This window comes from Streptomyces sp. NPDC048606 (genome assembly GCF_040650855.1).
GTDB lineage: Bacteria > Actinomycetota > Actinomycetes > Streptomycetales > Streptomycetaceae > Streptomyces.
Map to the genome: position 1 here is coordinate 150,371 of NZ_JBEZIB010000005.1, position 18,483 is coordinate 168,853.

The 18,483-nt window shown below is 74.0% G+C and carries 18 protein-coding genes; 10 read left to right on the forward strand and 8 right to left on the reverse strand.

The annotated features are described in order from the left end of the window. The first annotated feature begins 44 nt into the window (after positions 1-44). Complete coding sequence (locus AB0D01_RS07780) at positions 45-824, forward strand: DeoR/GlpR family DNA-binding transcription regulator (protein ID WP_363054167.1); 780 nt, start codon at positions 45-47, stop codon at positions 822-824. 1,018 nt (positions 825-1,842) lie between these two features. Here the strand turns inward: AB0D01_RS07780 and AB0D01_RS07785 are convergent. From AB0D01_RS07785 to tdh, 3 genes are all read right to left on the reverse strand, one after another. Beyond that, positions 1,843-2,757 carry a LysR substrate-binding domain-containing protein gene (locus tag AB0D01_RS07785; protein ID WP_363054168.1) on the reverse strand — a complete coding sequence of 305 codons (915 nt, stop codon included), beginning with the start codon at positions 2,755-2,757 and terminating at the stop codon, positions 1,843-1,845. 12 nt (positions 2,758-2,769) lie between these two features. Further along, complete coding sequence (locus AB0D01_RS07790; RefSeq protein WP_363054169.1) at positions 2,770-3,978, reverse strand: glycine C-acetyltransferase; 1,209 nt, start codon at positions 3,976-3,978, stop codon at positions 2,770-2,772. A gap of 130 nt (positions 3,979-4,108) precedes the next feature. Next, complete coding sequence (gene tdh / locus AB0D01_RS07795; RefSeq protein WP_363054170.1) at positions 4,109-5,137, reverse strand: L-threonine 3-dehydrogenase; 1,029 nt, start codon at positions 5,135-5,137, stop codon at positions 4,109-4,111. 214 nt (positions 5,138-5,351) lie between these two features. Between tdh and AB0D01_RS07800 the strand changes: the two genes are divergently transcribed. Beyond that, a complete protein-coding gene (locus AB0D01_RS07800; RefSeq protein WP_363054171.1) occupies positions 5,352-6,263 on the forward strand; it encodes an alpha/beta hydrolase in 912 nt (303 codons plus the stop codon). A gap of 145 nt (positions 6,264-6,408) precedes the next feature. On the opposite strand, the gene AB0D01_RS07805 is transcribed toward AB0D01_RS07800, so the two are convergent. Then, positions 6,409-7,149, reverse strand: a complete 741-nt coding sequence (locus AB0D01_RS07805; RefSeq protein WP_363054172.1) for a class I SAM-dependent methyltransferase — start codon at positions 7,147-7,149, stop codon at positions 6,409-6,411. A 175-nt stretch (positions 7,150-7,324) separates the two neighbouring features. On the opposite strand from AB0D01_RS07805, the gene AB0D01_RS07810 reads away from it, so the two are divergent. Further along, positions 7,325-9,529, forward strand: a complete 2,205-nt coding sequence (locus tag AB0D01_RS07810; RefSeq protein ID WP_363054173.1) for a SpoIIE family protein phosphatase — start codon at positions 7,325-7,327, stop codon at positions 9,527-9,529. 153 nt (positions 9,530-9,682) lie between these two features. Here the strand turns inward: AB0D01_RS07810 and AB0D01_RS07815 are convergent, their stop codons facing one another. Together AB0D01_RS07815 and AB0D01_RS07820 are read right to left on the reverse strand one after the other, a co-directional pair. Further along, a complete protein-coding gene (locus AB0D01_RS07815) occupies positions 9,683-11,476 on the reverse strand; it encodes a glycoside hydrolase family 15 protein (protein WP_363054290.1) in 1,794 nt (597 codons plus the stop codon). A 253-nt stretch (positions 11,477-11,729) separates the two neighbouring features. Further along, positions 11,730-12,293 (reverse strand): DoxX family protein, encoded by a 564-nt coding sequence (locus AB0D01_RS07820; protein ID WP_363054174.1) that lies wholly within the window; start codon positions 12,291-12,293, stop codon positions 11,730-11,732. A 112-nt stretch (positions 12,294-12,405) separates the two neighbouring features. Here AB0D01_RS07820 and AB0D01_RS07825 point away from each other — a divergent pair, with 112 nt between their 5' ends. The 3 genes from AB0D01_RS07825 to AB0D01_RS07835 all read left to right on the forward strand — a co-directional run bounded on the left by AB0D01_RS07825 (position 12,406) and on the right by AB0D01_RS07835 (position 14,634). Beyond that, complete coding sequence (locus AB0D01_RS07825) at positions 12,406-12,870, forward strand: MarR family transcriptional regulator (protein ID WP_363054175.1); 465 nt, start codon at positions 12,406-12,408, stop codon at positions 12,868-12,870. A gap of 17 nt (positions 12,871-12,887) precedes the next feature. Next, positions 12,888-13,217 carry a YkvA family protein gene (locus AB0D01_RS07830; RefSeq protein WP_363054176.1) on the forward strand — a complete coding sequence of 110 codons (330 nt, stop codon included), beginning with the start codon at positions 12,888-12,890 and terminating at the stop codon, positions 13,215-13,217. A gap of 133 nt (positions 13,218-13,350) precedes the next feature. Then, positions 13,351-14,634 carry an SUKH-4 family immunity protein gene (locus tag AB0D01_RS07835; RefSeq protein ID WP_363054177.1) on the forward strand — a complete coding sequence of 428 codons (1,284 nt, stop codon included), beginning with the start codon at positions 13,351-13,353 and terminating at the stop codon, positions 14,632-14,634. Between the two features lie 82 nt (positions 14,635-14,716). Here the strand turns inward: AB0D01_RS07835 and AB0D01_RS07840 are convergent, their stop codons facing one another. Next, the gene (locus tag AB0D01_RS07840; protein WP_363054178.1) at positions 14,717-15,091 is read right to left on the reverse strand and encodes a VOC family protein; all 375 of its coding nucleotides are present in this window, start codon (positions 15,089-15,091) and stop codon (positions 14,717-14,719) included. 186 nt (positions 15,092-15,277) lie between these two features. On the opposite strand from AB0D01_RS07840, the gene dhaK reads away from it, so the two are divergent. The 3 genes from dhaK to AB0D01_RS07855 are packed head-to-tail and all read left to right on the forward strand — an operon-like array spanning position 15,278 to position 17,388. After that, positions 15,278-16,276 carry a dihydroxyacetone kinase subunit DhaK gene (gene dhaK, locus AB0D01_RS07845; protein WP_363054291.1) on the forward strand — a complete coding sequence of 333 codons (999 nt, stop codon included), beginning with the start codon at positions 15,278-15,280 and terminating at the stop codon, positions 16,274-16,276. Positions 16,277-16,336: 60 nt separating this feature from the next. Next, positions 16,337-16,963 (forward strand): dihydroxyacetone kinase subunit DhaL, encoded by a 627-nt coding sequence (dhaL, locus tag AB0D01_RS07850; protein WP_363054179.1) that lies wholly within the window; start codon positions 16,337-16,339, stop codon positions 16,961-16,963. Continuing rightward, positions 16,960-17,388, forward strand: coding sequence for a PTS fructose transporter subunit IIA (locus AB0D01_RS07855; protein WP_363054180.1), 429 nt, complete (start codon positions 16,960-16,962; stop codon positions 17,386-17,388). Before dhaL ends, AB0D01_RS07855 begins: the two co-directional genes overlap by 4 nt. A gap of 88 nt (positions 17,389-17,476) precedes the next feature. On the opposite strand, the gene AB0D01_RS07860 is transcribed toward AB0D01_RS07855, so the two are convergent. Continuing rightward, positions 17,477-17,878, reverse strand: a complete 402-nt coding sequence (locus tag AB0D01_RS07860; RefSeq protein WP_363054181.1) for an RNA-binding S4 domain-containing protein — start codon at positions 17,876-17,878, stop codon at positions 17,477-17,479. A gap of 134 nt (positions 17,879-18,012) precedes the next feature. On the opposite strand from AB0D01_RS07860, the gene AB0D01_RS07865 reads away from it, so the two are divergent. Then, the gene (locus AB0D01_RS07865) at positions 18,013-18,408 is read left to right on the forward strand and encodes a helix-turn-helix transcriptional regulator (protein ID WP_363054182.1); all 396 of its coding nucleotides are present in this window, start codon (positions 18,013-18,015) and stop codon (positions 18,406-18,408) included. Positions 18,409-18,483 lie beyond the last annotated feature (75 nt).

An 18,483-nucleotide genomic window follows, 5' to 3' on the forward strand; every position in this document is an offset into this window, starting at 1 on the left:
GCCAGGGCCTCGGACGTGCCCGCAACACGCACGGGAGGGGTGCCATGACCCGCAAGGAACGCTGGCAGAGACTGCTGGACCTGCTGGTGGAGCGGGGCGGGCTGGAGGTGGAGGCGGCGGCCGCGTCCCTCGGCGTGTCCGCCGCGACGATCCGCCGCGACCTCGACCAACTCGCCGAGCAGCAGCTCCTGGTGCGCACGCGCGGCGGGGCGGCCCCGCACGGCGTGTCCTACGAACTCCCCCTGCGCTACCGCACGTCCCGCCGGGCCGCCGAGAAGCACCGCATCAGCGAGGCCGTCGCGGGCCTGATCGCCCCGGGCGAGGTGATCGGCCTGACCGGGGGCACCACCACCACGGAGGTCGCCCGCGCCCTGGCCGCCCGCCCGGACCTCGCGACGGGCTCCCCCGCCCTGACCGTCGTCACCAACGCCCTCAACATCGCGGGGGAACTGGTGATCCGGCCCCAGTTCAAGATCGTCCTGTCGGGCGGGGTCGCCCGCCCGCAGTCCTACGAACTCACCGGCCCGCTGGCCCAGGAGACGCTGGGCCGGCTCACCGTGGACACGGCCGTGGTCGGCGTCGACGCCTTCGACCCGCAGGACGGCGCGGCGACCCGCCACGAGGACGAGGCCGCCGTGAACAGCCTCCTGTGCGCGCGGGCCCGCCGCGTGGTCGTCGCGGCCGACTCCACCAAGCTCGGCATCCGCGCCTTCGCCCGCATCTGCCCCACCTCGACGGTGCACACCCTGGTGACGGACACCGGCCTCGCGGCCCCCTTGGCGGCGGGGTTCGAGGCGGCCGGGGTGGAAGTGATCCGGGTCTGAGGGGCGGGGGGGCGGGGGTCGGGGGTGGGGCGGGGGGCTACCCCAGCCGGGCAGTGTCAGGGATGTGCTGGGGGTTTCCCGTCAGTCTCTTCGTCTCTCCGGTGCGGGCCGGGCCCTCAAGGGCGCTCACTTCGTTCGCGTCGCTTCGCGATGGCCTTCGGCCACCCTTGACCGCCCGTCCCGCCCCGGACAAACGAAGACTGTCGGGAAACCCCCGAAAGAACGGCCACGGGGCAGGACAAGGGGAAGACCCCCGCATCAGCGACCAGCGAGGACCCACCCCACGGGCCCACCGGACATCCGGGCCCTCACAGCCCCTTTCGGGACCGAGCCAGCGCCTACCCGCACCAAAAGTCGACCAGATCGTCCTGCGGAGCACCCAAGCGCGTCAGATCGCTACGCGCTCCTCTGGTCTCGGCGTCCACCGGCCGTCTGGGGTGAATACCTGCACTCCAGGACGATCAGAGAGGTCCGGGAAGCGGTTGCGCGCATCGGATCGCTACGTGCTCCCGACGTCTCGGCGTCCGACGGTCGGCCGGCGTTGCCGCCTGCACGACAGGACGAACAGACGGGGAGAGATGGCGGACAGCGACCCAAGACGGCCGGCGGACGCCGAGAAATGAGGAGCGCGTAGCGATCTGACGCGCTTGGGTGTTCGGTGGGATGGTCTCGTCGACTTTTGGTGCGGGTAGGGCAGGAGTGGGGTCCCGAAAGGGGCTGTGAAGGAGGGCCGCCCGGTCGCGGCTCCTCGCCCGGGAGGTCGAGGGTCACTGATGCGGGGGTCTTTGTTGCTCCTGCCCCGTGACCGTTCTTTCGGAGGTTTCCCGACAGTCTTCGTATGTCCGGGGCGGGACGGGCGGTCAAGGGTGGCCGAAGGCCATCGCGAAGCGACGCGAACGAAGTGAGCGCCCTTGAGGGCCCGGCACGACACGGAGAGACGATGAGACTGACGGGAAACCCCCAGCACCTCCCCGACCCCGCCCCGGGGAGTGCCGCCCCCCGACCCCCGACCCGCCCCTCAATGCCCCGGGACCCGCTCCGCCTCCGTCACCAGCGCCGACAGGACCGGGGCGATCAGCGGGTGGGACGCGGCCCCGCGGCGCGTGGCGGCGAAGACGCGGCGGGTCGCGGCCGGGCCCGTGACCGGGCGGACCGTGACCTCCTTGAGGTCCATGCCCCGCAGGGCCGAGCGCGGGACCAGGGCCACCCCTGCCCCCGCTCCGACCAGGGCCGTCACGGCCCGGAAGTCGTCGGAGGAGTGCGCGAAGCGGGGCTGGAAGCCCGCCAGTTCGCAGGCCAGGAGGGTCACGTCGTGGCACGGGTTGCCCGGGTACTGGCCCACCCAGTCGGAATCGGAGAGGTCCGCCAGCGCCACCGCCGGAAGGTCGGCGAGGCGGTGCGCGGAGGGCAGGACCGCGTCGAAGGGTTCCGCGTAGAGCGGCAGGACCGACAGGCGGGCGTCGTCGGCGCCCGGGCCGCCTCGGTACTCGACGGCGAGCGCGACGTCCGCCTCCCCGTCCAGCAGCATCGGCAGGCTCTGGTCGCCCTCCGCGTCGCGCACCCGCAGCCGGATGCCCGGGTGCTCCACGGCGAGGCGGGCGATGGCCGGGGCCAGCACCTCGGCGATGCCGGTGGCGAAGGCGGCGACGGTCACCTCGCCGGCCGTTCCGCCCGCGTACGCCGCGAGTTCCGCCTCGGCGCGCTCCAGTTGGGCCAGCACCTCGTGGGCGTGGCCCAGCAGGATCTCACCGGCCGCGGTGAGTCGTACGCCCCGGCCGCTGCGGGTGAGCAGGGCGTGGCCGGTCTCCTGTTCCAGAGCGGCGAGCTGCTGGGAGACGGCGGACGGGGTGAGGTACAGGGCTGCGGCCGCGGCGGTCACCGTACGGTGGTCCGCCACGGCCCGCAGGATGCGCAGCCGGCGGGGGTCGATCACCCCTCCATTGTCTCAGCCTGCGGATGTTCCCAGCGCCGCGCGGGCGTCGACGAAGGCGGCGACGGCGCGCTCGACGTCGGCGGTGGAGTGTGCGGCCGAGAGCTGGACGCGGATGCGTGCCGCGCCCATGGGGACGACGGGGTACGAGAAGCCGATCACGTACACGCCGCGTTCCAGGAGCAGCTCGGCCATGCGGGCGGCCTCGGCGGCGTCGCCGATCATGACGGGGGCGATGGCGTGGTCGCCGGGCAGGATCTCGAAGCCGGCCTCGGTCATCTTGGTGCGGAACAGCTTGGTGTTCTCGGCGAGGCGGTCGCGCAGGTCGCCGGCGGACTCCAGGAGGTCGAGGACCTTGAGGGAGGCGGCGGCGATGACGGGGGCGAGGGAGTTGGAGAAGAGGTACGGGCGGGAGCGCTGGCGCAGCAGGGCGACGATCTCGGCGCGGGCGGCGACGTAGCCGCCGGAGGCTCCGCCGAGGGCCTTGCCGAGGGTGCCGGTGATGATGTCGACGCGGTCCATGACGCCGTGCAGTTCGGGGGTGCCGCGGCCGCCGGGGCCGACGAAGCCGACGGCGTGGGAGTCGTCGACCATGACCATGGCGTCGTAGCGGTCGGCGAGGTCGCAGATCTCGGTGAGGGGGGCGACGTAGCCGTCCATGGAGAAGACGCCGTCGGTGACGATGAGCTTGCGGCGGGCGCCGCCGTCGGTGGCCTCCTTGAGGCGGGCCTCCAGCTCGGCCATGTCGCGGTTCGCGTAGCGGAAGCGGCGGGCCTTCGACAGGCGGATGCCGTCGATGATCGAGGCGTGGTTGAGGGCGTCGGAGATCACCGCGTCCTCGGCGCCGAGGAGGGTCTCGAAGACGCCGCCGTTGGCGTCGAAGCAGGAGGAGTAGAGGATCGTGTCCTCCTGGCCGAGGAAGGAGGACAGGCGGGCCTCCAGTTCCTTGTGGACCTCCTGGGTGCCGCAGATGAAGCGGACGGAGGCCATGCCGTAGCCCCAGCGGTCGAGGGCTTCCTTGGCGGCGGTGACGACCTCGGGGTGGTCGGCGAGTCCGAGGTAGTTGTTGGCGCAGAAGTTGAGGACCTCGCCGGGGGCGCCGCCCGCGGTGACGGCGACGGCGGCGTTCTGCGGGGTGCCGATGACGCGCTCGGGCTTGTGCAGGCCCGCGGCGCGGATCTCGTCGAGGGTGGTGCGGAGGTCTTCGCGTACGGACTCGAACATGGGCTTCGGCTTCTCCTTGTGCGGCGGAAGAGGAAGGGGGCCGGGCCCCGCGGAGGGGGGAGGGTGTGCGGGGCCCGGCCGTGGGGAGATGGTCTGTCGGTCCTTGCCGGACCTGTCGGATCCGGGGCGGTTACGCCGTCCAGTCCAGGATGATCTTGCCGCTGCGGGCGGTGGCGGCCTCGTCGAAGGCGGCCTCGAAGTCGCGGTGGGAGTAGCGGCCGGTGATGACCGGGGACAGGTCGAGGCCGCCTTCCAGGAGCACCGTCATCGCGTACCAGGTCTCGAACATCTCGCGGCCGTAGATGCCCTTGATGGTGATCATCGAGGTGACGACCTTCGCCCAGTCGACGGGGAACTCCTGGGCGGGCAGGCCCAGCATGGCGATGCGGCCGCCGTGCGTCATGTTGTCGATCATGTCGCGCATGGCCTCGGCGCGGCCGGACATCTCCAGGCCGACGTCGAAGCCCTCGCGCAGGCCGAGGCGGGCCTGCGCGTCGGCGATGGAGGTCTCGGCGACGTTGACCGCGAGGGTGGCGCCGGCCTTGCGGGCGATCTCCAGGCGCTCGGGGCTGACGTCGGTGATGACCACGTTGCGCGCGCCGGCGTGCTTGGCGACGGCGGCGGCCATGATGCCGATCGGGCCGGCGCCGGTGATCAGCACGTCCTCGCCGACGAGCGGGAAGGACAGCGCGGTGTGCACGGCGTTGCCGAAGGGGTCGAAGATGGCGGCGACGTCGAGGTTGACGGCGGTGCGGTGCACCCAGACGTTCTGCGCGGGCAGGACGACGTACTCGGCGAAGGCGCCGTCGCGGCCGACGCCGAGGCCGATGGTGCTGCGGCACAGGTGGCGGCGGCCGGCGAGGCAGTTGCGGCACTTTCCGCACACGAGGTGACCCTCACCGCTGACCAGGGCGCCGACCTCGATGTCCTGGACGTCCGTGCCGACCGCGGCGACCTCTCCGACGAACTCGTGGCCGAGGACGAGGGGGGTCTTGACGGCTCCCTGGGCCCAGCCGTCCCACGAACGGATGTGCAGGTCGGTGCCGCAGATGCCGGTGCGCAGCACCTTGATCAGCACGTCGCCGGCGCCGTACTCGGGCTCGGGGACGTCCATGAGCCACAGCCCGGGCTCGGCCTTGTGCTTGACGAGTGCCTTCATGGCGGTGGCTCCAGGCGTGCGGGAGGGAGGCGTCGCGCGCGGGGGCGCGCGACGTGGTGTGTCGGGCACCAATCTGCCGAGCGGCAGGGTGATCGGTCCATCGAGACTTTCTTAAGCGGGTCGACAGCCCAGCTTCACGCCTATGCTCCTCAGGTGACGGGGCAGGGGCCTGCGGGCGGAGGCCCGGGGGCGGGTAAAAGGGGAGGTGAGGGGCGTGCCGAGTCTGCGCAGCAGGGCGCTTTCGGCCGCGCTGACGGCGGCGGGGCGGCGAAGACGGTTCGCCACGGCGGAGGCGGTACGGGCCCGGGTGGCCGAGTCCGCGCGGCGGCCGGCGTCGCATCTGCCGCCGCGGTCGTTGGGCCGGGTCGCGGAGGTGTCGAGGACCTTCGTCGGGGCCTGGCCGGTGTACGACGCGGCGCCGCGCGGGCAGGAGCCGGTGGCGCGGGTGTTGTACGTGCACGGTGGCGCGTACATCAACGAGTTGGTGCGCCCGCACTGGTCGTTGATCCGGACGTTGGTGACGCGGGCCCGTGCCCGGGTGGTGGTGCCGGCGTACGTGCTGGCGCCGCGCGGGACGGCGGATCGTACGGTTCCGGTGGCGGCGGACCTGTTGAGCGGGTTGATCGAGAGCGGGGGCGCCGGCGGAACGGTGCTGATCGGTGATTCGGCGGGCGCCGGGTTGGCGCTGGCGGCCGCGCAGCGGTTGCGGGAGCGTACGGGGGCCCAGCCCTCGCGGATCGTGCTGATCTCCCCGTGGCTGGACGTGAGCATGACCCATCCGGGGCAGGCGGAGATCGAGGCCGCCGATCCGATGCTGGCCCGGCCGGGTCTGGCCGAGGCGGGTCGTCTGTACGCGGGCACGCTGGACGTGGCCGACCCCCGGGTGAGCCCGTTGCACGGTTCCTTCGCGGGGTTGGCCCCGTTGACCGTCTTCACGGGTACGCGTGACGTGCTGAGCACCGACAGCCGGGAGCTGTTGCTGCGGGCGCGGGCGGCGGGGGCCCAGGTGGAGTGGCACGAGGAGGCGGGTTTGCCGCACGCCTACCCGCTGATGCCGGTGCCGGAGGGTCGCGCGGCGCGGGAGCGGATCGTGGAGCTGATCGGGGAGACCGCGGACGATCAGTGACGGGCGCCGCCGCTTCGGGGCGGCCCCCCGGGTCACCGGTCCCGGTGTCCGCGCCCGCCCCGCCCGATCCGCTCGACCCACCCGATCCGCTCGGCCCGCCCGGTCCGCCCGGTCCCGTCGTGGCACGCGCGCGGTCACGGCCGGGTCAGGCCGTGCAGGTCATCAGCGTGCTGACCGGCCAGGCGCGGTACGCCGTCCAGTACGCCTCGTCACGGTGCGCGTCCGCCGGCGGGGTGCGGCTGGGCTGCCATCCGACGGTGCTGAAGCCCGCGTCGACGGCGGCTTCGGCGAAGTCGGCGTGCGCCCATTCGCGGTACTCGAAGTGGACCGGGGGCTCGGTGAGGAACTGGGCCCTCAGCAGGGGTGCGTCACCCTCCGGTACCCGGTCGAGGATCCGCATCCCGTACGGCGACCAGTCCACGTGCGGGTAGGCGCCGGGGTTGCGGACCAGCGACAGCAGGCGTCCGCCGGGGCGCAGGTTCGCCCGGATCCCCCGGAACATGGCGTGCAGGGAGTCCCGGTCGGGGGCGTGGCTGAACAGGTACACGGCGGTGGCCAGGTCGAACGGGCCGAGCTGGGGCATGGCCGCGGCGTCGGCGACGACGTACTCGACGGAGGTGGTGCCGGCTGCGCCGGCCGTGGCGCGGCCGTGGCGTTCGCGGGCCCGGCGGACGCGGTCGGGGCAGCTGTCGACGCCGACGGTGCGGCGGGCCCCGCCGTCGGCGAGGAAGGCGGCGGTGGCGCCGTGCCCGCAGGCCACGTCCAGGGTGTCGAGGTCACGGACCCCGCCGAGGGCGTCGAGGGCGGTGCGCAGGGTGTAGGCGTCGGCCGCGGTGAAGGCCGCCCGGGGCGCGGGGTGCGTGGACGTGTCGTGCTGCTGTCGCATGCCGGAAGCCTCCCCGGCCCGGGACGGCGGGAGGACCGGGCGGGCGGTGCGTCCCCCGCACGGGGGAGGCGTTCGGGTCAGCGCGTACGGCGTACGACGTACGGGGCGAGGCGGCGGGGTCCGGGGACGGGCGGCCGGGGTGCGCTGGGCGACCCGGCCGGGGCATGCTGACTGTGTGACGGCGAGACCGGACGGCGGCGGCCCGGAGTCCGATGCCACGGCCCGGGTGTCGGCCCGTGCGGCGGTACGCGCCGTGGAGGCCGTCGGCGGCTACGCGGGCGGGGTGTACCTGCGCAGCGGCACCCGGGGGCTGCTGCTGATGGCGTCGATCACGGGGCTGCCGGACACCTTGTTCCGGCCGTGGTGGCGGATGCACGTGAACCGCCCCTACCCGGTCGCGGAGGCGTACCGGTCGGGCCAGGCGGTGCACCTTCCCGACGGTGAGGCGGCGATGCGCCGGTTCCCGCAGCTGATGGCCGGTCTGCCCTTCCCGTTCGGGTCGCTGTACGAGCCGGTGACGGCCGGGTCGGAGCGGTTCGGGGTGCTGCTGGTGCTGCGCGCGGCCACGCCGGGCGTGGCGGTCGACGCCGCCGATCGGGAACGGATGCGGGCGGCCGCCGAGGAGCTGGCCGGGGAGTTGGCGGCGCTGGCGGCCGTCGGGGAGCCGGTGTCCTGGGACCGGGATCCGGTGTCGGTGCCCCTGACCGCGCCGGCCGGGGACGCGGTGGAGGCGGTGGACCGGCTGGAGGAGGTGGTGCTCTCGCTGGACCGGCAGGGCAGGATCGGCTTCGTCAACGCCGCCGCCGAGGAGCTGCTCGGGGTGGGCGCGGACGCCTTGCGGGGACGGGTGTTGTGGGAGGCGCTGCCCTGGCTGGGGCATCCGGGGTACGAGGACCACTTCCGGGGCGTGTACCTGTCCACGGAGCCCGTGCACTTCACCGCCCGCCGGGACGCGCCGCCGGACGGCCGGGGCGCGCGCGACGGGCACGGGCGGGGCGCGCCGGACGGGGACGGCCGGGGCGCACGCGACGGGCGGGACTGGGTGTCCGTGGGCCTGTACCCGGGCCCGGCCGGGCTGACGGTCACGCTCGGGCCGACCGAGAGACCGGCGTACGTGCCCGAGTCGGTGGGGCGCCCCGGCGCCGGGCTCGGATCGCCCGCCGACCGGGCGTCGGCCCTGTACCGGCCGGTGGCGTTGGCCATCGCGCTGACGGAGGCGGTCACCGCGCGCCAGGTGTCGGCGGTGGTCACCGAGGAGCTGTTGCCGGCCTTCGGGGGGCGTCAGCTGGCGATCTACCTGCTCGACGAGCGCCACCTGCACCTGGCCTGGGAGACGGGGTTCCCCCAGGGCTTCCTGAACCGCTTCGACGGGGTGGCGCTGGACGTGCGGCTGCCGGGCGTGGAGACGCTGACGACGGGGCGGCCGATCTTCTTCGAGTCGATGCAGCACCTGGCCGCCGCCTATCCGGGGATCCCGTTGGACGCCGACGTCGGCGCCCGCGCCTTCCTGCCGTTGATCGCCTCCGGCCGGCCGGTGGGCTCGTGCATCCTCGGCTTCGACCAGCCGCGCGGCTTCAGCCCGGAGGAGCGTACGGTGCTCACCGCGCTGGCCGGGCTGATCGCGCAGGCGCTGGCCCGGGCCCGGCGCTACGACAGCGAGGCGGCGTTGGCCCGGGGGCTCCAGGCGGCGTTGTTGCCGCACCGGCTGCCGGTGTCGCGGGACGTGGCGACCGTCGGCCGGTACCTGCCCGGGACGGTGGGCATGGACGTGGGCGGCGACTGGTACGACGTGATCGCGACGCCCGCCGGGCCGCTGGCGCTGGTCATCGGGGACGTCCAGGGGCACGGGGTGGCCGCCGCCGCGACGATGGGTCAACTGCGCAGCGCGGTACGGGCCTTCGCGCTGACCGGCCTGACGCCCGACCAGGTCATGGGGGGTACGAACCGGCTGCTGATCGACCTGGACCCGGGCCAGTTCGCCAGTTGCTGCTACGTCCTGCTCGACCCGGTGACGGGCCGGGCCCTGGCCGTACGGGCCGGGCATCCGCAGCCGTTGTTGCGTCACGTCGACGGGCGGACCGAGGTGCTGGACCTGCCGGGCGGGGTGGTGCTCGGGGTGGACCCGGGGGCGCGGTATCCGGTGACGGAGCTGTGGCCGGAGCCGGGAGAGGTGCTCGCGCTGTACACCGACGGGCTGGTGGAGAGCCCGCACGCCGACATCGACGAGGGGGTCGAGCGGGTGCGGGCGGTGCTGTCCGACGCCCGGCCGTCCCCGCTGACGGAGACCGCCGACCGGCTGATCGCGGAGGCGGTCGCCATCACCGACCGGCCGGACGACATCGCGCTGCTGCTGGCGTCGCGCACCCCGCCGGCCCCGTAGCGGCGGGGCGGGCGGTCGGGGCGCGGGCGGGCGGTCGGGGCGCGGGCGGGCGGTCGGGGCGCGGGCGGGGCGGTCGGGGCGCGGGCGGGGCGGACGGGGCGCGGGCGGGGCGGACGGCGGGTCGTGGCCGGCGGGGCGGTCAGGCGGAGGCGGTCAGGCGGAGAGGGACTCGCCGCTGAGGACGAGGGCGGTGTTGACGAGGCCGATGTGACTGAAGGCCTGCGGGAAGTTGCCCAGTTGGCGGCCGGCGACGGGGTCGTACTCCTCCGCGAGCAGGCCCACGTCGCTGCGTACCGCCAGCAGCTTCTCGAACAGGTCCCGCGCCTCCTTCTCCCGCCCGGTCAGGTGGAGGGCGTCCGCCAGCCAGAACGAGCAGGCCAGGAAGGCGCCCTCGTCCCCCGGCAGGCCGTCCACGGAGGCGCCTTCGGTGCTGTAGCGGCGGACGAGCCCGCTGCTGCCGAGTTCCGCCCGGACGGCGTCGACCGTGCCGATCACGCGGGGATCGTCGGGCGGCAGGAAACCGACCCTGGGGATCAGCAGGGTGGCCGCGTCCAGTTCGCGCGAGCCGTAGTACTGGGTGAAGGTGCCGCGCTCGCGGTCGTAGGCGTTCTCGCAGACCTCGCGGTGGACGGCGTCCCGCATGGTGCGCCAGCGCTCCACCTCCCCCGGCATGGACGGGTCGCGCTCCAGGGTGCGCACGGCGCGGTCGGCGGCGACCCAGGCCATCACCTTGGAGTGGGTGAAGTGGCGGCGGGGCCCGCGCACCTCCCACAGGCCCTCATCGGGCCGGTGCCAGTTGCGTTCCAGGAAGTCGAGGAGGGCCAGCTGGATCCGCCAGGAGTGCAGCTCGGTCGGCAGCCCGTTGGTGCGGGCCAGGAAGAGGGAGTCGAGCACCTCCCCGTACACGTCGAGCTGGAGCTGGTCGACGGCCGCGTTGCCGATGCGTACGGGTGCGGAGCCGGCGTACCCGCGCAGCCAGGGCAGGTCGGTCTCGGGGATCCGGCGCTCGCCGGCGATCCCGTACATGATCTGGAGGTCGGCCGGGTCGCCGGCGACGGCGCGCAGGAGCCAGCGCCGCCAGGCACGGGCCTCCTCCAGGTAGCCGGTGGCGAGGAGCGCGTCCAGGGTCAGGGTGGAGTCGCGCAGCCAGCAGTAGCGGTAGTCCCAGTTGCGGACGCCGCCGATCTCCTCGGGGAGCGAGGTGGTGGCGGCGGCGCAGATCCCGCCGGTGGGGGCGTAGGTGAGGGCCTTGAGGGTGATGAGGGAGCGGATCACGGCTTCCCGGTAGGGGCCGTCGTAGCGGCACCGTCCGCTCCACTCGCGCCAGTCGGCGAGGCTCTGCTCCAGCGCCTCGAACGGGTCGCAGGGTTCGGGGCGCGGCTCGTGGGAGGGGTGCCAGGTCAGGATGAACGCCACCCTCTCGCCGGGGCCGACGGTGAACTCCGAGCGGGTGCTGTTGCCCACGCCCCACGTGCGGACGCTCGGCACGCTGCGCAGCCAGGCGGAGTCGGGCCCGGCGACGGCCACCCGGTCGCCGTCGCTGCGCCGGACCCAGGGGACGACGTGGCCGTAGTCGAAGCGCAGGCGCAACGTGCTGCGGACGGCGACCTGCCCGGAGATCCCCTCGACGACGCGCACGACGTCGGGCGCCTCGTCGCGTTGCGGCATGAAGTCGATGACCTTGAAGGCTCCGTCCTCGGTCTCCCAGTGGGACTCCAGGACGAGGGTGTCGTCGACGTAGGCGCGGCTCGTGCAGCGGCCCCCGTCGGGGCTGCCGACGGGGGCGATGCGCCAGTGGCCGTTCTCCTTGTCGCCGAGGAGCGAGGCGAAGCAGGCGGCCGAGTCGAAGCGGGGCAGGCACAGCCAGTCGATGGACCCGTCACGACCGACCAGGGCGCTGGTCATGAGGTCGCCGATGAGTGCGTAGTCTTCGATCGGCTGGGTGATATGCGTCATTCATCCGCTGTTCCCCCAATTTCCCGGCATCAATCAGGGCGCGGGGGGAGGGGGCGCGAGAAGGCGCGGATGCCCTCGCGCAACGGTTCGAAACCGGTGTGGGAACCGGCTTCGGAAGCGGTGGCGGAACCGGCTTTCGGAAGCGGTGGCGGAACCGGTACGCCGCCGCCCCGCGCGGGATCCCGTGTGCGGAGGGGATCCCGGGCGGGGCGGTCGGGCCGGGTGGGGTGGGGTCGGTTGCGGATCAGTTGCGGATCAGGAGGGTGAGCGCCGCCAGGACGACGCCGAGGGCGAGGGCCTGGGCGCCGAGGGCGAGGCGGTGGTCGCGCAGGACCGGGACGGGCAGGAAGCGGTCGGCGGCGAGGCGGCCCGGGCCGGAGAGGGTGAGGGCGGCGGCGCCGACGGTCAGCAGGAGTTCGTACTCGATGCCGGCGGGGGCGAAGAAGGAGCCCGCTCCGTGCACGGCGATGGCGTTGATCATCGTGCCGACGACCGCCGCGCCGGCGAGCGGCGTGAGGAGTCCGGCCGCCAGGCCGAGCCCGCCCAGGGTCTCCGTGAGTCCGGCGACGACGGCGAAGGTCTCGCCGGCCGGGTATCCGCTGGCCGTGAAGAACTGGCCCGTTCCGCTGATCCCGCCACCACCGAACCAGCCGAAGAGCTTCTGCGAGCCGTGGGCGGCCATGGTCAGGCCGAGGACGAGGCGCAGGAGCAGCAGGCCGGCGTCGTGCGCGGCCAGGGAGGTGAGGGGGGAGCCGGTGGCCGGGGTGGTGGCCGGAGCCTTCGTCTGCGTGGCGGAGGCGCTGGTCATGAGGGGGTTCCTTCCGGTCGGCGCGGCCCGAGGGGACTGTTCAAATTCGAACCGCTCGCCACGACCCTAGCCATTCATTCAAATTCGAACAACCCCGTGTACCCTGGACGCCATGGGTGACACGAGATGGCTGGACGACCGCGAGATGCGGGCATGGAGCGGGTTCCTGGCCGCCTCCTCCCTGGTGAACCGCCGTGTCGACCAACAGCTCAAGGACGACTCCGGGCTCTCGCACCCCCAGTACGAAATCCTCGTCAGGCTGGCCGCCGCGCCCGACAACGAGCTGCGGATGACCGAGCTGGCCAACGGACTGGTGAACTCCAAGAGCGGGCTGACCTACCAGGTCACCCAGATGGAGAAGGCCGGGCTCGTCCGGCGCCGCAGCTGCCCCTCCGACGTGCGCGGGGTCTTCGCCGTCCTCACCGACGCCGGCCGCGCGCGGCTGGAGGAGGCCGCGCCCGGGCACGTGGCCGTCGTCCGGGAGATCCTCGTCGACGTGCTCACCCCGGAGCAGCTGGACGTGCTGGCCGCCGGTCTGGGCGAGGTCAGCCGCCGACTGCGGGATCCGGGCGCGTGACGGGGTAGAAACCCTTCATGGACGGAACGGTCTGGCTGATCATCCTCGCGGTCCTCGCCCTCGCGGCGGCCGTGGCGGCGGCGGTGCTGCTGGTGCGGGTGTTCGCGGCGCGCAGGCTGCTGCTGGACGCGGGGATCCCGCTGCGCGACAAGGCCCTGTTCTGGGTGGCGGTCGCCTACACCGTGTCCCCCGTGGACCTGGTCCCGGATCCCGTGTACCTGGACGACATCGGCGTTCTGCTGCTCGCGCTGCGCTCGCTACAGGCGGCGGCCACGGCCGCGATGGGGCGCGGCCTCGACGGGGGCGCGGAGCGGCCCGCGGGTCCGTCCGGGAAGCGGATCACGTGACGGGCTCCCCTCCGGGGTGACGGTGGCTGCGGGGCTGCCGCCCGGGCGGCCCCGTTACACGAGTTACAGGAGGGCGAGCGCGGGCGGTGGGTGTACCGGCGGACGTGTCGGCGGGCGGTGGCAGCATGGGCGCATGGCTCATGACGATCTTGATGTAGTGTTCTCCTCCCCCGCCGCCCTGCTGACCGCCGGGCCCGCCCGGGCGCGCGGGGAGGTCGCGCTCGCCGGTGGCGTCGGCCGCGAGGTGTTCTCCCAGGCCGAGGCCGTGTTCGGGCGGACCGGGGCGGAGCGCGCCGAGTTCGCCTCGCGGCTGCACTTCGCCGCGAAGGTGCTCGGGCGCGACGAGTACGCCGCCGCCGTGGAGGCGGCCGAGCCCGGCCTGCCGTGGCGGACGGTGTGGGCCTGGTGGCGCCCGGTGGGCGCACACCGGGCCGAGCCGAACCTCAGCGGGGACCGGAGCGCGGAGGTGCACGACCACGTGTCGGATCCGGCGGCGCGGCCACTGCTGAAGGTGTGGTCGCTGTGGACACCGGACCGTTGGTTCGACCTGGACACCGGCGCCCCCTGCGAGGCCCCCGCCGAGGGCGCCTACGCGGAACGCGCGGACGAGGCCGACGAGGAGGGGCCGATCCTCTTCGAGGGCGAGGAGGAGGCCTGGGCGTCGTGCTGCCCGGAGGCGTGGGAGGAGCCCGTGCCGCTGGGCGGCGGCCGGTTCCTGCTCGTCGAGGCGCGGGGGGTGTTCGTCGCCGAGCGGAACCCGACGCCGGCGGCCGGATCCCGCCCCGCCGGTGTCGGGGACGCGGACGACGAGAGCGAGGCCGGCGGGGGCTCCGGGGGCGAGCCGTGGTTCGTGGCACCGGACCCTGCCGTGGCCGCCCTGGACGCGGCCCGCGTGGACGAGGTGTTCGGCGCGCGCCACGTGCGGCGGACAGCCGACTCCGCGCTCCCGCAGGCCCTGACCCACGCGCCCACCCGCGAGTTGCTTACACGTGTGGGCCTGCCGGTCCACTGGGGGGCGGGGGTGACCTCCTTCGCCCTGGCCTACGACGACGCCGGACCCCGTGAGGACGCTTCGTACGGGGCCGGCCTGCTGCACCTGGGCGACTTCGACCTCGGGTACGCCGACACGGGCCGGGTGCTGCTGCGACCGGACACGGGCGAGCTCGTCATGTCCCGCCAGGAGGGGCCGACGTTCCGCCTCGCCCGCGACGCGGAGACCTTCGTCCGCCTGCTGGAGTCCGTACGGCGGCACATGGGCTCGTGCTGGGACCCGTATCCAGGCGAGGACGGGCACGGCCACTTCCTGCGCGAGGTCACCGCCCTGGAGCCGACCTCCGTCGCTCCCGAGGGGCCCGCACGGGAGTTGTGGGAGCACGTGTTCGCCTCGATCACCGAGATCGGCGTCGACGGGTACTGAGTCGCGGCGCGGAAGCCGGAGCCGGACCCGGAGCCGTCGCGGCGGCTTCGGGTCCGGGTTCGGGTTCGGGTTCGGGTTCGGCTCAGCGGTGTTGGTCCACCAGGATCGGGTTGCCGTCCGGGTCGAGGACCAGGAAGCTGCCCGGGCCCGAAGGGGTGGACGGGTCGACCTCGGTGACGAACTCGACGCCCTGCTCCTTCAGTTCCCGCTGGAGCTCCCGCACGTCGGTGAAGGAAGCGAGCGGCTGGGCGGCGCTGTCCCAGCCGGGGTTGAAGGTGAGCATGTTCTTCTCGAACATGCCCTGGAACAGGCCGATGACGTGGTCGCCGTTCTTGAGGATCAGCCAGTTGTCCGCGGGCTCCCCGCCCAGGGCGACGAATCCGAGTTTCGCGTAGAACCGCCGGGACGCCTCGATGTCGCGCACGGTGAGACTGAGGGAGAACGCGCCGAGTTCCATGCCTGCTCCGTTCGCCGGCCACGCGGGGACGCCCGGTGCGGAAACACGAGTAACGCACCGACCGGACCAGTCTCCGCGCCGCCTCCGCGTTCTGCCACCCGACGGCCGCGCCCTCGCCTACCGTCGGCGGGGACGAAAGCCCTCGCACCAGCGCACCGGGAGACCGCCGTGACCGAGAAGACGAAGATGCTGATCAACACCCCGGAGACCGTGGTCGCCGACGCCCTGCGCGGCATGGCCGCCGCCCACCCCGACCTGGACGTGGACGTGACGGCCCGGATCGTCGTCCGGCGCGACGCCCGCTCCGGCGGTCGCGTCGGCGTCGTGTCCGGGGGCGGTTCGGGGCACGAGCCGCTGCACGCCGGGTTCGTGGGCCACGGCATGCTGTCGGCGGCCTGCGCCGGCGAGGTCTTCACCTCGCCCGTGCCCGACCAGATGCTGAAGGCGGCGACCGCCGTCGACGCGGGCCGGGGGGTCTTGTTCGTCGTCAAGAACTACACCGGCGACGTGCTGAACTTCGACATGGCCGCCGAACTGGCCGAGGACGAGGGCCTGCGGATCGAACAGGTCCTCGTCGACGACGACGTGGCCGTCGCAGACAGCCTCTACACGGCGGGGCGGCGCGGCACCGGCGCCACGTTGTTCGTGGAGAAGATCGCCGGGGCGGCCGCCGAGGAGGGCGCGCCGCTGGAGCGCGTCTCGGCGCTCGCCCGACAGGTGGTGGAGTCCTCGCGGAGCTTCGGCGTGGCGCTCGCCCCCTGCACCACCCCCGCGAAGGGCACTCCGACCTTCGAACTCCCGGCCGGAGAGCTGGAGTTGGGGGTGGGCATCCACGGCGAGCCGGGACGCGAACGCCGGCCCATGATGACCTCCCGCGAGATCGCGGAGGCGGCGGTGGCGGCCGTGCTCGACGACCTCGCGCAGTCGGGCCCGGCGGCGGGGCCGGTGCTGGCCCTGGTGAACGGGATGGGCGCGACCCCGCTCCTGGAGCTGTACGGGTTCCACGCGGAGGTGGCGCGGATCCTGGCCGAACGGGACGTTCCGGTGGCCCGGGCCCTCGTCGGGAACTACGTCACCTCGCTCGACATGGCGGGCTGTTCGGTGAGCCTGTGCCGGGTCGACGACGAGCTGCTGCGCCTGTGGGACGCCCCGGTGCAGACCGCCGCGCTGCGCTGGGGCAGGTGACACGTTTGTCCACCGTAGGGTGGTCGCGGGACGGCCGACGGTGCGAGGCGAGGAGATCCGGTGCGTGACGCAGACTTCTTCCGGGACTGGATGGACGCCGCGACCGCGGCCGTGGAACGGGACGCCGACCGGCTGACCGAGCTCGACTCCCCCATCGGCGACGCCGACCACGGGAGCAACCTGTTGCGCGGATTCGTCGCCGTACGGGCGGCCCTGGCCGCCGCGGACCTCGCCGCCACCCCTCCCGGCAGGGTCCTCCAGCTCGCCGGCCGGACCCTGATCTCCACGGTCGGCGGCGCCTCGGGCCCCCTCTACGGGACGCTGCTGCGCCGCGCCGGCAAGGAACTCGGGGACGCCCCCGAGGTATCCGACGAGCAGCTGCGCGCGGCCCTGGACGCCGGAGTGGAGGCGGTGGCCCGCCTGGGCGGCGCGGCGCCCGGCGACAAGACCATGCTGGACGCGCTGCTGCCCGCGGTGACGGCGCTGGGCGGCTCCTCGTACGGCGCCGCCGCGGACGCGGCCGACGAGGGCGCGCTGGCGACGGTTCCGCTGATCGCCCGCAAAGGTCGCGCGAGTTACCTCGGGGAGCGCAGCGTCGGCCACCAGGATCCCGGGGCGACCTCGTCCGCGCTGTTGCTGCGGGCGCTCGCGGACGTGGCCGTCCGCGCGGACGGGGCCGGGGCGTGAGCGCGGCGGCCGAGCCCGGCGCGAGGGCGCGGGCGGTGGGCATCGTGCTGGTGTCCCACAGCGCGGAGGTCGCCCGGTCCGTGGCGGAGCTGGCCCGGGGGTTGGCGGCCGGTGGCGCCGTGGCTCCGGTGGCTCCGGCGGGCGGCGGGCCCGACGGCGGCCTGGGCACGAACGCGGAGGAGATCCTGACGGCCGTGGCGGCGGTGGACCGGGGCGCCGGGGTGGCGCTGCTCGCGGACCTGGGCAGTTCGGTGTTGACGGTGAAGGCGCTGCTGGAGGACGGGGACCTGCCGGCGGGGTGCCGGCTGGTGGACGCGCCGTTCCTGGAGGGGGCGGTGGCGGCGATGGTCGCCGCTTCGGCGGGCGCCGATCTGGAGGCGGTCGCGGCGGCGGCCGGGGAGGCGTACGCCTACCGCAAGGCCTGACGGCGCTCCCTGAAGGAGGCCCGCCCGACCCCAACCCCAACCCCGCGCGATACGCGCGGGCGGGGCGGGAGGGGTTCCGTCGGGGGCGTCAGCCGCGCCCGCGCAGGGTTTCGATCTCGCGGCGTTCCCGCTTGGTCGGCCGGCCCGCGCCCCTGTCGCGGATGCCGACCACGCCCGCCTCGACGACGGTGGGGGGCGGCGGGCTGTTGTCGACGTAGCACTCGACGGCCACGGGCGCGCCGACCCGCTTGGTCACCGGGCGCCGGACCACGACGATCCGTTCCCGACCCGCGTGGAAGAGGCGCACCTCGTCGCCCGCCCGTACCGGTTGCGCGGGCTTGGCCCGATCGCCGTTGACCTTCACGTGGCCCGCCCGGCAGGCGGTCGCGGCCACGGAACGGGTCTTCGTGAGGCGGACGGACCAGATCCACGCGTCCACGCGTGCGGATCCGGCCTCCGTCGCCGCCTTCTGCGTCTGTGCTTCTGCCATGCCAGGACCCTACCGATTCGGCGCGCTCGAAGCGGAACGGATTTTGGCGGATGACACAAGTCGCATGGCATCTGCAATGGAGATGCTCCCAAACGAATTGCAAATGCCGGATCAGTGCCCCTACCTTGTCGCACATGCAGTCCTACACCATCGGACAGGCGGCGCGTCTGCTGGGCGTCAGCCCGGACACGGCACGCCGCTGGGCCGACGCCGGCCGGGTCGCGACCCATCGCGACGAGGGCGGCCGTCGCCTGATCAACGGCCGCGATCTGGCCGCCTTCTCCGTCGAGGTGGGCCAAGGCGCCCACACCGAGGACGGAGAGCCGTACACCTCCGCGCGCAACGCCTTCCCCGGCATCGTCACGGCCGTCAAGCTCGGCGACGTCGCCGCCCAGGTCGAGATCCAGGCCGGTCCGCACCGGCTGGTCTCCCTGCTCACCCGCGAGGCCGTCGAGGAGCTCGGCCTGGAGGTCGGCATGCAGGCCACCGCCCGCGTGAAGTCGACCAGCGTGCACATCGACCGCACCTGACCCCGGCCCGCGACCGACGGCCCGACCGACCGATCGCCACCGACGCCACCGACCGCGCCGAGACCCGGCCGGCCC